15 protein-coding genes and 1 riboswitch are annotated in these 14,132 nt (G+C 59.1%); of the genes, 5 read left to right on the plus strand and 10 right to left on the minus strand.

Features of this window, described 5'->3' with window-relative positions; genetic code table 11:
* Positions 1-21: 21 nt before the first annotated feature.
* Positions 22-681 (minus strand): alpha/beta hydrolase, encoded by a 660-nt coding sequence (locus BKA12_RS06185; protein ID WP_183641528.1) that lies wholly within the window; start codon positions 679-681, stop codon positions 22-24.
* 142 nt (positions 682-823) lie between these two features.
* Here BKA12_RS06185 and BKA12_RS06190 point away from each other — a divergent pair, with 142 nt between their 5' ends.
* Together BKA12_RS06190 and BKA12_RS06195 are read left to right on the plus strand one after the other, a co-directional pair.
* A complete protein-coding gene (locus tag BKA12_RS06190; RefSeq protein WP_183641530.1) occupies positions 824-1,657 on the plus strand; it encodes a GDSL-type esterase/lipase family protein in 834 nt (277 codons plus the stop codon).
* A gap of 67 nt (positions 1,658-1,724) precedes the next feature.
* Positions 1,725-2,045: a hypothetical protein gene (locus BKA12_RS06195; RefSeq protein WP_183641531.1), complete on the plus strand. Its 321-nt coding sequence runs from the start codon at positions 1,725-1,727 to the stop codon at positions 2,043-2,045.
* A 71-nt stretch (positions 2,046-2,116) separates the two neighbouring features.
* Here BKA12_RS06195 and BKA12_RS06200 read toward each other — a convergent pair whose 3' ends face one another.
* Positions 2,117-2,557, minus strand: coding sequence for a hypothetical protein (locus BKA12_RS06200; protein WP_183641533.1), 441 nt, complete (start codon positions 2,555-2,557; stop codon positions 2,117-2,119).
* A gap of 22 nt (positions 2,558-2,579) precedes the next feature.
* Here BKA12_RS06200 and BKA12_RS06205 point away from each other — a divergent pair, with 22 nt between their 5' ends.
* The gene (locus BKA12_RS06205) at positions 2,580-2,780 is read left to right on the plus strand and encodes a hypothetical protein (RefSeq protein ID WP_183641535.1); all 201 of its coding nucleotides are present in this window, start codon (positions 2,580-2,582) and stop codon (positions 2,778-2,780) included.
* Between the two features lie 144 nt (positions 2,781-2,924).
* Here BKA12_RS06205 and metX read toward each other — a convergent pair whose 3' ends face one another.
* The gene (gene metX, locus BKA12_RS06210; protein ID WP_338087446.1) at positions 2,925-4,085 is read right to left on the minus strand and encodes a homoserine O-acetyltransferase MetX; all 1,161 of its coding nucleotides are present in this window, start codon (positions 4,083-4,085) and stop codon (positions 2,925-2,927) included.
* A complete protein-coding gene (locus tag BKA12_RS06215) occupies positions 4,082-5,452 on the minus strand; it encodes a bifunctional o-acetylhomoserine/o-acetylserine sulfhydrylase (RefSeq protein WP_183641537.1) in 1,371 nt (456 codons plus the stop codon). Before BKA12_RS06215 ends, metX begins: the two co-directional genes overlap by 4 nt.
* A gap of 36 nt (positions 5,453-5,488) precedes the next feature.
* Positions 5,489-5,603, minus strand: a riboswitch (SAM riboswitch).
* A 311-nt stretch (positions 5,604-5,914) separates the two neighbouring features.
* Here BKA12_RS06215 and BKA12_RS06220 point away from each other — a divergent pair.
* A complete protein-coding gene (locus BKA12_RS06220) occupies positions 5,915-6,556 on the plus strand; it encodes a VOC family protein (RefSeq protein ID WP_183641539.1) in 642 nt (213 codons plus the stop codon).
* A gap of 359 nt (positions 6,557-6,915) precedes the next feature.
* On the opposite strand, the gene BKA12_RS06225 is transcribed toward BKA12_RS06220, so the two are convergent.
* From BKA12_RS06225 to tpx, 3 genes are all read right to left on the minus strand, one after another.
* Positions 6,916-7,896 carry a hypothetical protein gene (locus BKA12_RS06225; protein WP_183641542.1) on the minus strand — a complete coding sequence of 327 codons (981 nt, stop codon included), beginning with the start codon at positions 7,894-7,896 and terminating at the stop codon, positions 6,916-6,918.
* Between the two features lie 372 nt (positions 7,897-8,268).
* A complete protein-coding gene (locus BKA12_RS06230) occupies positions 8,269-9,060 on the minus strand; it encodes a CPBP family intramembrane glutamic endopeptidase (protein ID WP_183644666.1) in 792 nt (263 codons plus the stop codon).
* Between the two features lie 47 nt (positions 9,061-9,107).
* Entirely contained in the window at positions 9,108-9,605 is a 498-nt protein-coding gene (gene tpx, locus BKA12_RS06235) for a thiol peroxidase (RefSeq protein WP_183641544.1), read from the minus strand.
* A 56-nt stretch (positions 9,606-9,661) separates the two neighbouring features.
* On the opposite strand from tpx, the gene BKA12_RS06240 reads away from it, so the two are divergent.
* Positions 9,662-10,261: an isochorismatase family protein gene (locus BKA12_RS06240; RefSeq protein WP_183641546.1), complete on the plus strand. Its 600-nt coding sequence runs from the start codon at positions 9,662-9,664 to the stop codon at positions 10,259-10,261.
* Positions 10,262-10,334: 73 nt separating this feature from the next.
* On the opposite strand, the gene hutI is transcribed toward BKA12_RS06240, so the two are convergent.
* The 3 genes from hutI to BKA12_RS06255 are packed head-to-tail and all read right to left on the minus strand — an operon-like array spanning position 10,335 to position 14,109.
* On the minus strand, positions 10,335-11,531 hold the full coding sequence (hutI, locus tag BKA12_RS06245; RefSeq protein WP_183641548.1) for an imidazolonepropionase: 1,197 nt from the start codon (positions 11,529-11,531) through the stop codon (positions 10,335-10,337).
* Complete coding sequence (locus BKA12_RS06250; protein ID WP_183641550.1) at positions 11,528-12,820, minus strand: formimidoylglutamate deiminase; 1,293 nt, start codon at positions 12,818-12,820, stop codon at positions 11,528-11,530. Before BKA12_RS06250 ends, hutI begins: the two co-directional genes overlap by 4 nt.
* Entirely contained in the window at positions 12,817-14,109 is a 1,293-nt protein-coding gene (locus tag BKA12_RS06255; protein WP_183641551.1) for an allantoate amidohydrolase, read from the minus strand. The genes BKA12_RS06250 and BKA12_RS06255 overlap by 4 nt, the downstream gene beginning before the upstream one ends.
* Positions 14,110-14,132: the final 23 nt, after the last annotated feature.

Here is a 14,132-nt window from a genome sequence, read left to right on the forward strand (position 1 = left end):
TAGCCTCACAAAGGTTCTCGACTAGGCAGCGAGTACTTTCACGCGTAAGTACTCGTTGATGTGCGCGATCTCCTGTGCGGAGATGGAGTGCATCATGTTGGAGTAGTTGATCTTGGTCAGATCAACGTGGCTGCGCGCCCACGTGTTGGTGAATTCGATTTTGTCATGAGTAATCACAGGATCCTGCTGGTCCCGGCCCCAGAACATGGCTGGCTTGCGGGCGGCTACGGCGTCGTCGTCAAAGAAGGGATCGCCAGCCGCGTCGATCGCGAAACCGGAGCACCCGATCACTGCGTCGTATTCGTTTGGACGGCGGCGCTGCAAGGAAGTAGCCATCGCCATGCCCATCGAGAAGCCGAAGAGCACCACCTTGGTGTGGTTCTTCTTGACCTCGTCGAGCCAGGTCAACACCAATTCCACAGAAGCCTTGACCTCGTCGAACGAGTAGTCCAAAGAGTTCATGAGGTGGAACCACTTGTAGCCCATGCCTTCGCGCATCGGCGCGCGCAAGGAGGCGATCGTGAACTCTTGCGGCAAGCGCGGCGCCAAGCTGATGAGATCAGCCTCGTTAGAGCCGAATCCGTGGAACATCACCAACAGCGGCGTGCCTTCACGTTCAGATTCTGGCTTGGACCACTGGACAACTAGTTCGTTGGATGCGGACTGAGTGTTTTCAAACATGTTGAATATTCAACCATTCTTCCCGTGGCCTGGAGATCTCGCGTTACGTTTCGTGCCCATTCTCACGCACTTCCCGCACAGAATGCCAACCTGACTTCGGCGAGTGTCTTGATTTCCGGCGGTGAACTGGGAGTATGGAGATGTGAGTGAAGCTGTAGAAATTCCTGTCAACGAACACCCTTGGCGCCGATATGTGGCGATCGGAGATTCCTTCACGGAAGGCATCGGCGATCCAGACGAGAATTCGGTAGGCGGAAACCGCGGCTGGGCGGACCGTGTGGCAGAAGAGCTCAGCCAAGACGTCGAGGATTTCTCCTACGCAAACCTGGCAATTCGCGGCCGACTCTTGCAACAGATCATGGATGAGCAAGTGGCTCCGGCCCTGGAACTCAAGCCAGACCTTATTACTGTCTGCGCAGGCGGCAACGATTCCCTGCGCCGAGGCGCCGATCCAGATGCCCTCGCCGAACGCTTTGACACCATGATCCGCATCTTGGGAACGTCTGGCGCCACCATTGTGATTTTCACCGGTCCCGACATTGGAAACACTCCCGTTCTGGGATCCGTTCGTGGTCGCGTTGCTATCTATAACGAGAATTTGCGCGCGGTAGCTCAGCGTCACGACGCCGTGACGGCTGACATGTGGGCGCTCCGAGAGCTGCAGCGCCCCGAAATGTGGGCGGATGATCGCTTGCACTTTTCCCCCGTGGGTCACCACACCATCGCCGCGATGGTCTTAGACTCGCTCGGCGTGGAGCACACTCTCAAGCCGTTTGAGCCGAAGCCTGCAGTTGTGAAGAGTTGGCGTACCGCGCGAAGCGAGGACTTAGTGTGGGCACGCACGCATTTGGTTCCGTGGGTTGTCCGCCGTATTCGACACCAGTCCAGTGGTGATGGCCTTACGGCCAAGCGACCCTCGGCAAGCCCGGTCTTTGGCGGCGCCATGCCTCCAGGCCACGAGATCGCGGACCTCTAAGGCCAGGCGTTCTTAGACTCCGGCCGGAAATCCCGGGCGGCAGACTCCGATTTAAGGAGCAAAGCACATGTTTAACCAAGATGGAATGTACGGCCAAATGGCCTTCTGGTTCCCGATTCTGACCGGAATCTTCATCATCTTGTTCGTGCTCGCCGCAGTTTTTATTGTGGTCTCGATCGTCCGCAATAGCGCTACCGCCCGCCGCCAAGGCTATGACCCCATGACCATGCAAACGGACATCGTGGGGCAGTTCGGCCAGAACTTACGCGCGTCAGCACCGAAAACCTCGCAGGAACGCCTCGATGAACTCGAAGCCTTACGTACCTCTCAAAAGATTACTTCCACGGAATACGACGACGCTCGCGCGCGTATCCTGCGCGAATTGTAGGCTTCCACGACGGGTGGGTTCCCCAAAGTCACAGGAACCCGCCCGGTGGTGAAGTCTTGGCCTTTGAGAAGTTAACCGCCCGTTGAAGAAGCGGTGACAACCCAGTGACCCTTGTAGTCAGCAGAGTTCGTCATGGCTTTGTCTTCGATCGTGACTAGTCGAAGATATGGCGCCGCAGCGCCCACTTGTGACCACACTTCGTTGAGATTGTTGGTGACTTCCGGGACCGTCAAGATATCCGCGCCGGTCATCGCCTCGCTGGTGGTGACCGTAAAGACGCGCTGCTTGGTGCCCTCGAAGTACGTGATGGTGTCGCCCGGGACAAGCTTGAAGATCTGGCTGAAGTCTTCTTTCGAGAACTCACCGCCTTCGTCAGTTCCAGCCGCATGACCGAACACCAACATGGGGTTCTGTTTCAGGCTGACATCGATGAGTCCGCCGACGTTTTTAGCGACATCAATCTCATCGCCAGGTTCCGCGGTGACTGGTTTCAACTGAACCGTCGTCAGCACCGCACCTCCATGGGTCACCACAATGGAGCGCGACTCATTCGTCGCGGTATCTGAGCTTGACGCTCTCGCGCCCGCACTCGACGTATCCGTGGTTGAAGTGCTCGCAGATGAACCGGCGGAGGTTGAATCGGCTGAGGTTGAACCGGCGGAGGTTGAATCGGCTGAGGTTGAACCAGCCGAGACCGAAGCGCCAGACGTGGCTCCCACTGACGACCCCACTTGAGATCCACCCGCCGAGCCCGGTCCAATGCGTACAGCACTAGAGTCGGTGGAACACCCGCTGAGGGCGATGGCGAGTGCGACCCCAAGCGCACTCCATCGCGCGCGATGAATCAGTGTGTGTGAACCGCTAGCCGTGTGTGTTGAGCTAGCTGCGTTCCTGATCCCCGCGCGCCGTAAAAACGTGTTCATTCAGCACCGGCCCGAGTTGGTGAATATCGGTCAAAAACCCATCATGCCCGATCGGCGAGTCAATCGTATAGACGCCGTCACCTTGATCTACTCGTTTGACGATCTCTTCCGACTGCGCCGGCCAGTACAAGCGGTCCGAATTCACCGCGGCCACCAAGAACTTCACGTCCGCCGCGCTTGCGAGTGCAGCGTCTACTCCCCCACGCGAACGGCCAACATCGTGGCTCATGAGAGCCTCGGTCAGCACCACGTAAGAGTTCGCGTCGAACCGGTCTACGAGCTTGTCTGCTTGGTGATCAAGGTAGCTTTCCACTGCATAACGACCGCGCTGGTGCGAGATGGACGCTCCGCCAAATGGATTCTCTTCACCCTGGTTCGCGCGGCTGAACCGCGTCTCCAGCTCAGGCTCCGAACGGTACGTCACGTGCGCAATTCTCCGGGCAATGCCGAGGCCTGCGGCAGGTGAGCTGGCGGCGTCGTAATAATCTCCGGAACGGTAATTCGGGTCCAAACGAATCGCCGCGGTCTGAGCTTGCGCGAACGCAATTTGCTCGGCTGAGGATTGCGCGCAGGCCGCTACGACGACGCAGTGCGCTACCCGCTCAGGTGCCGTGACGGCCCACTCAAGTGCTCGAGCGCCGCCCATTGAACCGCCGACCACGGCATGGAATTTTTTGATGCCAAGATCGTCGGCGAGACGCAGTTCGAGGTTCACAGAATCGCGAATGGTCGTGAATGGGAAACGGCTACCCCACGGGCGACCATCCGGCGCGATCGACGCCGGGCCGGTGGAGCCGTAGCAAGAGCCGATCATGTTCGGGGCCACCACAAAGTACTTGTTGGTGTCCACGATTCCGCCAGGACCAACGAGCTGATCCCACCAGCCAGGCTCGTTGGACTCACCCTTCGCGACGTGCGTGTCTCCGGTCAGGGCGTGTAGTAGCAGCACCGCGTTTGAGGCGTCTTGATTCAACGTGCCCCAAGTTTCGAAGGCCAGCGTGACGCTCGGGAGGTATCCGCCGGTCTCGAACGTATACTCGCCAACGTCAGCGAATTGCACGTGACCGTCAGGGACGGGACGCTGCTGCGAATCTAGCTCTCGGACAGTCAAGGTCACGCGCGCTCCCCTGCAGCGACCGGCTCGGCGTCGATGCCCTGATCGCGTCCCGCAAGAACCTTCTGGAAGCCCTGCTTGAGGTCGTTGATGATGTCCGTGATGTTCTCGATGCCCACCGCGAGACGCACCAGACCTGGCGTGACGCCGGCTTTCAATTGCTCAGCTTCAGTGAGCTGGGCGTGCGTGGTGGATGCTGGGTGAACCACGAGCGAGCGGACGTCACCGAGGTTGGCAACGTGCGAGTGAAGCTCGAGAGAGTCGACGAAGAGCTGGCCTGCGTCCTTGCCACCCTTGATATTGAAGGCAACGATGGCGCCGGAACCGTGTGGCGCGTAGTGCTGGCCAAGTTCGTACCAAGGGCTGGACTTGAGGCCCACGAACTGGACGCTCTCGACCTGATCGTGGCCTTCGAGGAATTCTGCAACCCTCTGGGCGTTGGCGACGTGGCGCTCCATGCGGAGGCTCAGCGTTTCCAGACCCTGCTCGATGAGGAAGGCGTTGAATGGGCTGATCGAGGAGCCGAGGTCGCGAAGCAACTGGACGCGGGCCTTCAGGATGTAGGCAAGGTTCGCGCCGAGGATGCCGTTGACGCCAAGGTCCTTCGCGAACGTCAGACCATTGTATGACTCATCCGGGGTGTTGAAGCCAGGGAACTTCTCTGGATCCTTGGCGAAATCGAAGTTACCGGAGTCGACAATGACGCCGCCGATGACCGTGCCATGGCCACCGAGGTACTTGGTGGCACTGTGCACCACGATGTCTGCGCCGTGCGTAATCGGGCGGATCAAGTATGGGGTGGCCAGAGTGTTGTCCACGATCAGCGGGACGCCCGCCTCATGGGCGACGTCCGCGACCTTGCGAATGTCCAGGACGTCCTGGCGTGGGTTGGACACGGATTCTGCGAAGAATGCTTTGGTGTTTGGCTTGACCGCGGCCTTCCAGGACTCAATGTCATCTGGGTTCTCAACGAAGCTGACCTCGATGCCGAGCTTCTTGAGGGAGTGCTTGAATAGGTTCTGGGTTCCGCCGTAGAGCGATGGGCTGGCAACAATGTGGTCGCCAACTTCGGCCAAGTTCAAGATCGAGTAAGTCGTTGCGGCCTGACCGGAAGACAGAAGAAGTGCGCCGACACCGCCTTCAAGTGCGGCAATGCGTTGCTCAACAACGTCCTGAGTGGGGTTGCCGATGCGCGTGTAGATCGGTCCGAGGTCCTGCAGAGCGAAACGTGCTGCAGCTGTGGAGGCGCTTGGGAATTCGAACGACGTGGTCAAGTAGATAGGAAGTGCCCGTGCACCCGTGCTGGGATCTGGCGTCTGACCTGCGTGAATCTGAAGCGTTTCGAAGTTCCATTGCTGGGACATGTTCATCTCCTCAATATTTTGAGGGTGCGCCAAATAAAGGCAACACCGCGCTTGCCCTGCACACTTCGTACAGGACCTGGTCTTCACCCGGGGCACCCCACCGCGGTTGGAGGGTTGCCGGCCAGCAAGCCGGGGCTATCTGCTGGCACTCATGACCTAGTTCATTTTCTCTGGTGTGGTCGGTCTTTTCAAGCCAGCATCTTCTTGGCTTCATACTTGTCAACGTTTCGACGTTGAGACCCTGCGCTTCCTGATCTCTGATGGGGCTTCTTCCTGAGGTGACGACCTGGTGCGCCTTCCTGAAGTGATGCACTACTGCGCATTCCGGGCTAGGCACTAGTTGCGGACAGCCAGCCTTCCTACACCCACGGCTACAAGATTGAGGACTCCCCTACATAAATAGAGCATCGAATGTAACTTAGGACACCCTAATTCGAACCTGAATTGCCAAAGTGCCAAGATGGAGCAATGAGGCTTGATCACGTTTCCTACGCATGTGGACCAGACGGACTAGAGAAAACAGCGAACCGGATTTCTGAGGCTTTGGGTCTCGAATTCGTCAAGGGCGGTGTTCACCCACGCTTTGGTACGCGCAACGTGATTTTCCCGCTCAAAAACCGCCAATACCTTGAAGTCGTTGAGGTTCTGGATCATCCTTCCTCACTCAAGGCACCTTTCGGTCAAGCCGTTCGAGCCCGCTCCGAAATGGGCGGCGGCTGGATGAGCTGGGCTGTTTACGCCGAAGATCTGGCACCCTTCGAGGAGCGTCTTGGACGTGGATCCGTTCCAGGAAACCGTCGTTTCCCTGATGGCCGCGAACTCTTGTGGCGCCAGATTGGCATCAACGATGTCATCGCCGATCCGCAGGTTCCTTACCTCTTGCGTTGGGACGACAACATGGAGGATCTGCACCCTTCCCAGGCACTTGAGCCGACTGGCAGCATTGACCGCATCACCATTGCAGGCTCGGCCGCTCGCGTTCGCGATTGGCTCGATTCACCAGCTGATGACGTTGTTGAAGACGTCTCCATGGACTTTGTTGCACCGTCCGGCGCTCCAGGCATCTTGTCCGTCGAATTTGAGACCCCCAAGGGCAAAGTCACAATCTAGTTTCTAGCGTTCGGCCGCTTTCGTGTTCCGCTTCCCGAGGTCCGGACAAACGGTTCACGAAACGCGCGCTCTGATCAATGCCGCCTTCTTCGTTTCACTTTGACGTCGATTGCTGCCAGCTCCATGAATGTTTGCTGGCACCAATCGACGTCAATTTTTAGTTCCACGTGGACCAAAATGACGTCAAAGCTTTTTGGGTAGGGCTCGAGCACTAACGAATAGATAACCAGGTGTCGTCTTAGACGAATGAATCAAGCAGGCGAGCGATGTGCCTTCAATGTGTGCAGGTGGATTTTGGGTGCCACGCTCATTGGGTGCAGGTGGATTTAGGGCGCCACGCTCAATGGCTGCATTTGACCTTAGGCCGCTACCATCAATTCGGTCCGACGTTCTTCAATAACCAGTCGCAGTCGTTGGCAGAAGGTTTTGAAGCCCTCGTTGAAATCCACGGCGCTGCACCGAAGGTTTCGCCATCCCGCCTTTTCCAAGTAGTAGTCCCGACTGTTATCACCATGGTGTTGTGCAGCGTTGCGGTGATCTCGGCCGTCATAGTGAACGGCAATTCGGAGCTTCTTGTAGCCCATGTCCGCGCTGAAACCAGGTATCCCAATGTGACCAAAGGTCAGCTGGAGCTCAGGTTCCGGCAGCCCTGAGCGAATAATCTCCAATCGAAGCAATGACTCGGCACGTGAGTCCGAACCGATGCGCGCCTGCTTCGTAGCGACAACCAGCTTCTTCTTTCCAGTTCCGTGAAAAGTGTCAAGTTCCGAGTTCCACTCAGCCAGCGTCATGAGTGGACGCTCAATACCTTCAAAAGCGAGTCGCGGCAGGCGGATGAGTTGGTCAATGAGCGCTGTCAGGTCATCAGTTGATAGGAAACAAGCTAAGTCCATCACAGTTCTGGCCGGGCTGGTTATCCGCAGAGGCCCAAGGTCAATGAGATTGCGACTGACTCGGGACTCATGAGACACAAGACCGGCACGGCGGATACGTGAATGCGGATACTCGACAGACACGTGTATTTGGTCTTGCGGCAACTCCCTCGGGATCCAGAGCCCATGAACTCGCGCTGCAGAGTAATAACTCACCCAGGCCCGCGGGTACTTCCTACAGACCGCTCGCAGAACATCCATCTCATCGAACTTTGTTTCCGCCGCAAAATACAGTCCATTCATCTTTGCGCGCTTGATGGATTTGGATCGCAGTTGCCGTCTGGACATTCCAATTTCAGGCAAGTCTGTGCTGAAAAACGGGCCAGCTTGTAGCTGCGCTGGCAATTGAAGTCTTTGGCTCACACCTCGATCTTTGCTGACTAATTGTGGCAAGCCTGAGTTATCCACAGATCCAGGTTGCTGATACGGCCCCAAAGCTGACGAAACCTGCCGGTTGGACGCTCCCCCAAACTTTGACGTCGATAAGTACCAAATGAAGGCGAATTTGCAGGACTCGATCGACGTCAATGAGGGGTGACTGAGATGAATCTCCCCGCAACCTGGTGCATTTTGACGTCAATGTCGCCGTAATGGCGGGGAATCGTGGATGCACTTGGCTGAAATTGACGTCAAAGGGCCTGTGACTGCGTGTCAGCAAGGACTCGCTTGGCCTAAATCGACGTCAAAGTGACCGTTGCTGAAGTTCGGCGAGGCCTCACGTGGCCTAGGTTGACGTTAAAGTGTGTGCGTCGACGCAGCGAATTCCAGAGAATCCGAAAGCTAGGATCCGATTCCGATCATCGGCCCGAGCAGCGCAAACCCCACGAAACCAACGGCGTCAAGCAAGAAGTGAGCATAGACGAGCGGCATGACTCGGCGGTACTTCAGATAGAACGCACCGAAGATCAGGCCCATCGCGAAGTTGCCGATGAACGGACCCACGCCTTGATACAGGTGGTAGGACCCGCGGACCACAGCACTAATCAGCACCACCCACATCGGGCTGAAAGACAATCGGTGAAGCCGGTCAAAGAACCAGCCCACCACCACAACTTCTTCCAAAATGCCGTGCCGAAGCGCGGACAGCAGCAGCACCGGCACGGTCCACCAATAGGAGTCCAGAGCCGAGGGCACAATCGTGGTGGTCAGTCCAAGTGCACGCCCGGCTGCATACACGGCCAGGGTCCCCAGCCCCATGGCCAGAAACAGCAAGAACCCCCACAGGGCATCGCGGCCAATGCGGGCAAAGTCGAAGCCCAATAACTTGAATGGCGACACTCGCAAAGACACATACAACAAGAACAGCACCAGAGCCACCGGCGCCAGTGTGAAGAAGATGTCCAGCAGCTGATACGTCAGATCAAAATACTCGCGCGAATTCAGCGAGTTATTCAGCGACGTGGTCTGCGATCCCAGCGGCGCCCGCGTTGCCTTATCCAAGAGATTCACCAGAGCATAAATGCCGGACTTTCCCAGGGACAACGCCAGGACTATGAAGATTTCAAACCAGAGAACACGCCGAATAAATCCAGCAGAAGCTCCAGTAGAAGACGACAAACCCCACACATCCATGATCGAAGAACGTGGCTGCATGGGGTGAGTCAAGCGCAACGCAGGGCTTAGTTCAGAGCTGCGAGAGCGGCGTCGTAATCAGGTTCAGAGGAAATCTGCGGAACCAATTCGCTGTGGATGACCTTGCCGTCTTCGTCGAGCACTACGACGGAGCGGGACAAGAGGCCTTCCATCGCGGAGTCAACGAGGGTCACACCAAAGTCTTCACCGAACGAAGAGCGGAACGAGGAAGTCGCTACGACGTTCTCGATGCCCTCGGCACCGCAGAAGCGGCCCAAAGCAAACGGAAGGTCTTCGGACACAGTGACCACGGTGGTGTTCTCGAGGCCAGCGGCGACCTCGTTGAACTTGCGCACCGAGGCGGCGCAAACGCCGGTGTCGACCGACGGGAAGATGTTGAGCACTACGCGCTTGCCGCGGAGGTCTTCAGAGGTGATGGTGCCGAGGTCGGCTCCGGTCAGCGCGAAAGAGGGCGCTTCCTGTCCAACGGATGGGAGGTCGCCAATGGTGTTTGCGGGCGTGCCGCGGAAATCTACTGTTGCCATAACTCTTTACTATCACGTCTCCTGACTCTCAAGCTGAGAGGTGGCAGGATGGCGTCATGAAGACCACCAAGGCACTAGTGATTGTTGATGTCCAAAATGACTTCGTCGAGGGCGGCGCGTTGGGCGTTGCTGGCGGCAACCGGGTGGCCGCTGGAATCGTTGATTTTCTGCGGCTGCACCCGGATGAGTACGCGCTGATCGCAACCAGCCAAGACTGGCACATTGACCCCGGCGAGCATTTCAGCACGTGGCCCGTCCACTGCGTCGCGGGCACGCCCGGCGCTGCGCTCGTTACTCCCTTAGCGGAAGCGCTGGCCGCACTTCACGTGCCCGTCCTTCATTTTCACAAAGGCCAGTACGACGACGGCTATTCAGCCGCGCACGCCACCCCCGCGGGTGCCACTGACGAGGGCGACGCCACGTTGGCGGAACTCTTGGAGAATGAAGGCATCACTGAGGTGGACGTGGTGGGCATCGCGACCGACCATTGCGTCCGCGCCACCGCTACAGATTTGGCTGCCGAGAAACGTCCATATGCACAGCGCGTCAAGGTTTTAGCTGACCTCGTGGCAGGGGTTTCACCCGAGGTTTCGCAGCAGTTGTTGGATGAAGGATTCGCCCAGGCGAACGTGGTCGTGCGAGTTTCCGGAAACTAACGTCGATTAAAAAACGTTGACTAAAAAACTAGGGTCAGGCGGTCGCCGTCGACCGTCTCACACTAGCGATCATTCACCTTGCGCCGTGAACCAGCTGGCCGCGCTTCCACGTTTGGTGGGTCAGCGGCATGCCGGGGCGGTACGCGATGTGGACGGCTGATGGTGCATTAAGAATGTGCAGGTCCGCGTACTTCCCCACTTCGAGCGAGCCGGTTTCCTGCTCAATTCCCAAGGCAATGGCACCTGAGTGCGTCGCCGCCCGCAGAGCTTCCGCCACCGTCAGCTTCATTTGAAGCACCGCAGTGGTCACGCAATACGTGACCGAGGACGTAAAGCTCGAGCCCGGGTTGCAGTTGCTCGCGATAGCTACCACTACGCCGGCATCCAGCAACTCACGCGCTGGAGCGAGTGGCTCGCGCGTAGAGAGATCGCATGCTGGCAAGCACGTGGCCACCGTGCCTCGAGGTGAGGACGGGTCCGTCAACGAGAAGCTGCTCCAGGAATCTGCGAGCGCACGAACATCAGCGGCGGAGAGATGGTTCACGTGATCCACGCTCGCAGCGCCGAGCTCCACAGCAAGCTGCGTTCCAGGGCCTTCGCCCAGCTGATTGCCGTGAACGCGCAATCCAAGACCCGCTGCCTTGCCCGCTTCCAAAACGGCCCGCGACTGTTCGGCATTGAACGCGCCGGTCTCGCAGAAGACATCGATCCACTCCACGTATGGTCGCACCGCGTCCAACATGGGTCCAGTCACCAATCGCGTGTACTCATCCGCGTCGGTTCCGGCGGGAACAACGTGGGCGCCCAGGAACGTGACGGTGTCGGCGATGGTCGAGGCCAATCGCGCGTGACGTGCTTCTTCCTCTACGTCCAGGCCGTAGCCGGTCTTTGTTTCCAGAGAGGTGGTTCCGCCAGCTGCGGCTTCGGCACGCCGACCCAACAGCAAACGCGTGAGGTCGTAGTCGCCCACGGCATGCGTGGCATCCGTGGTCACGCGAATGCCGCCGGCCGCGTACTTCTGACCCGCCATGCGCGCTTCAAACTCGGCAGAACGGTCGCCCGCAAATACCAAGTGCGAGTGCGAATCCACCCAGCCAGGCAAGACCGCACGCCCACCGACGTCCACGAGAGTGTCAGCAGCTGGCGCCTCAGAGGCACGGCCAATCCACGCGATGCGCTCGCCTTCTACCACCAGCGCTGCGTCACGCAGCACGGTGTCTTCGGCGTCAATGGTTCGAAGTTCGGCGATGTTGGTAAAGAGAATGCTCATTGAAACTCCGGGTTGTCAGTCATGAACGCGCAGTACAGTTCGTCCACGCTACCGAGGGTGGCGTGGACGCCGTTCGTAGCGACCAATTGATCGTTGATGACCACCTTGTGCACGTCCGCGGAGGTAGCGGTCAGCGGCAACTGGTCGTCACGCGAACCAAAAGTCCTGATGGATTCGGTATCCACCAAAACGTAGTCGCCGGTTACGGGGTTCAAGCCATAAGAAGGCATGCCCAAACTCTTCGCGCCGCCAGCAACGGCGGCCTCCATAAGTTCGGCCGGCTGGAAACGCCCGCGCTGACCCGTGGCCAAACGTTCGCCATATTCCAGTCCGCGCATCTCCAAGTACGGGTCAATCGAGGCGTGCTGATCCGTGCCCAAAGCAATCACCGCACCAGCGTCTGCGAGCTCCCGAGCCGGGCCAATGCCGTCAGCGAGGTCCGCCTCGGTGGTTGGGCACATGACCACAATGGACTGAGAGGCACCCAGCAGTTCAATGTCATGCTCGGTCAGATGCGTCGCGTGCACGGCACTAAAAGTCGGCGACAACAAGCCCGCCGAGGACAACAGCTCCACCGGCGTCATGCCGTACGCCGCGAGGCATGCCTCGTTTTCGGCCGGCTGCTCGGACACATGGGCGTGCAGAACCGCGCCAGGCTCCAGCTCGGCGCCGATGCGTTCAAGTTCCTTGCGTGGGACAGCTCGCACGGAGTGCACGGCCGCACCGAGCGTCACGAGCGGCGCACCCCCTGAAGGCGCCAGTTCGGCGTTCAGTTGGTAAACGCGCTCACGCAACTGGCTGCGTCGTCGTAGCCAAGAATCCGCGGTGCCGTCAGAGAAGCGAGTCTGCACTTCGTTGAGCGGAATCGCCTTGCCGGTCGCGGACAATCCGCCCTGGAGGTAGCACGTATCGAGGAGCGTCATGCGGATTCCGGCCGCGTAGGCCGCGCGAATGATCGCTTCTTCCATCGCGAGCGGGTCGCTCAGACCCGTGCCGCCAGGCTCGTTGAGCCCGCGGTGCACGTAGTGGAATTCGCCCACGGCGGTCCAGCCGCACGTCACCATTTCGGCGAACACGGCGGTGGCGAGCTGCTCATAGGCTTGAGGGCTTAAGTACGACGCCGCCGCGTACATTTGCTCGCGCCACGTCCAGAAATTATCAGTTCCGTGGGAGACGGACGCCGCGGAGCGCTCATGCGTCCGGCCGCGCAACACGCGGTGGAACGCGTGCGAGTGCGCGTTGATCATGCCCGGAATACGGATCAAGCGTGAATTCGTTTGTGCGTTCATTGTGCTGCCTCCTCACTCAATAACGCAGCCAACGCGTCCGTCAACGCGTTCACGCCGGCTTGCGCATCGGCATCTTCTACGTGTTCTTCGGGCGCATGAGAAATCCCGCTAGGGTTCCTCGTAAAAATCATGGCTGATGGCAAGTGCGCTGCCAAAATCCCGGCGTCGTGGCCGGCACCTGACGGCAACATCTCCACGCCAGACGTGGTGGCTGACAACGACGTCACAAGAGAACGAGACAACGAGTCGTCGAAGTGCACGGTCCCGGACATGGACTCTTCCACCATGTCCATGGTGCAGCCTTCGGCACCGGCGGCGGCCACCGCGCGGTCATAAATGCTCTGCACCAAGGCCGCCGTCACGGTGTCTTCAGGGTGGCGAACGTCGAGCCACACATCCACGCGCGAGGCCACCACGTTCGTGCCGCCAGGGACCGGTTCGAGCCGGCCAACAGTTCCGCGCGCGTCAGCCTGCGCGGCCACGGTTTCGCGAACGGCCAGGACGAAGGCCGCCGCTGCAACCATGGGGTCACGACGGTCCACCATGAGCGTGGTTCCCGCGTGGTTTCCTTGGCCAAAGAAGCTGAAACGCCAGCGGCCGTGTCCCAAGATGGAGCTGGCAACCGCCACGGCAGGGCCCAAGGGATTGTTGCCCAAGAACTTGCCTTGCTCCACATGGAGTTCCACGAAAGCATCGAGACCGGCCAAACGGGCGCGGTCCGCACCCATGAGGTCCGGGTTCAAGCCGGTGGCACGCGCGGCGTCTGCGAACGAGTTGCCTTCGCGGTCCGTCAGGGACAGCGCACGCTCGGGCGTGATGGCGCCCGTAATGAGCCGCGAGCCGAGGCAAGCCACGCCGAAGCGTGAGCCTTCCTCTTCCGGGAACACTGCCAGCACCAATGGCTTACGACGACGCAGCTCGCCCCTAGCTTCACGCTCTTGCAGTTGGTCGAGGCTTGCGAGGGTTGAGGCGACTCCCAGCGGGCCATCGAAGGCGCCGCCACCCGGGACCGAATCGAGATGCGATCCCGTAGCGATGGCGTGTTCACGTGCTGAGGTTTGATCAGCAGTTCGCTCGGCAGTCTGCTCGGCGGGTAAATCCCACCACGCCCAGGTGATGCCGTTCTGGTCGCGCTCCACGTCCAGCCCGCGGGCCTTCGCTTGAGCGACGAACCACTCGAGCATCGTGAGCTCATGCTCACCGAATCCCGGTCGTGAGTAACCCCCTCGAATGGGGTCACGGCCGATGTTCTCCAGATCTTGCATGAGCCGCACGACGGTTGAAGTCATTGCCCGAGTGGTCCTTCGCTGTG

This window comes from Neomicrococcus lactis (assembly GCF_014200305.1).
GTDB classification, from domain to species: Bacteria; Actinomycetota; Actinomycetes; order Actinomycetales; family Micrococcaceae; genus Neomicrococcus; species Neomicrococcus lactis.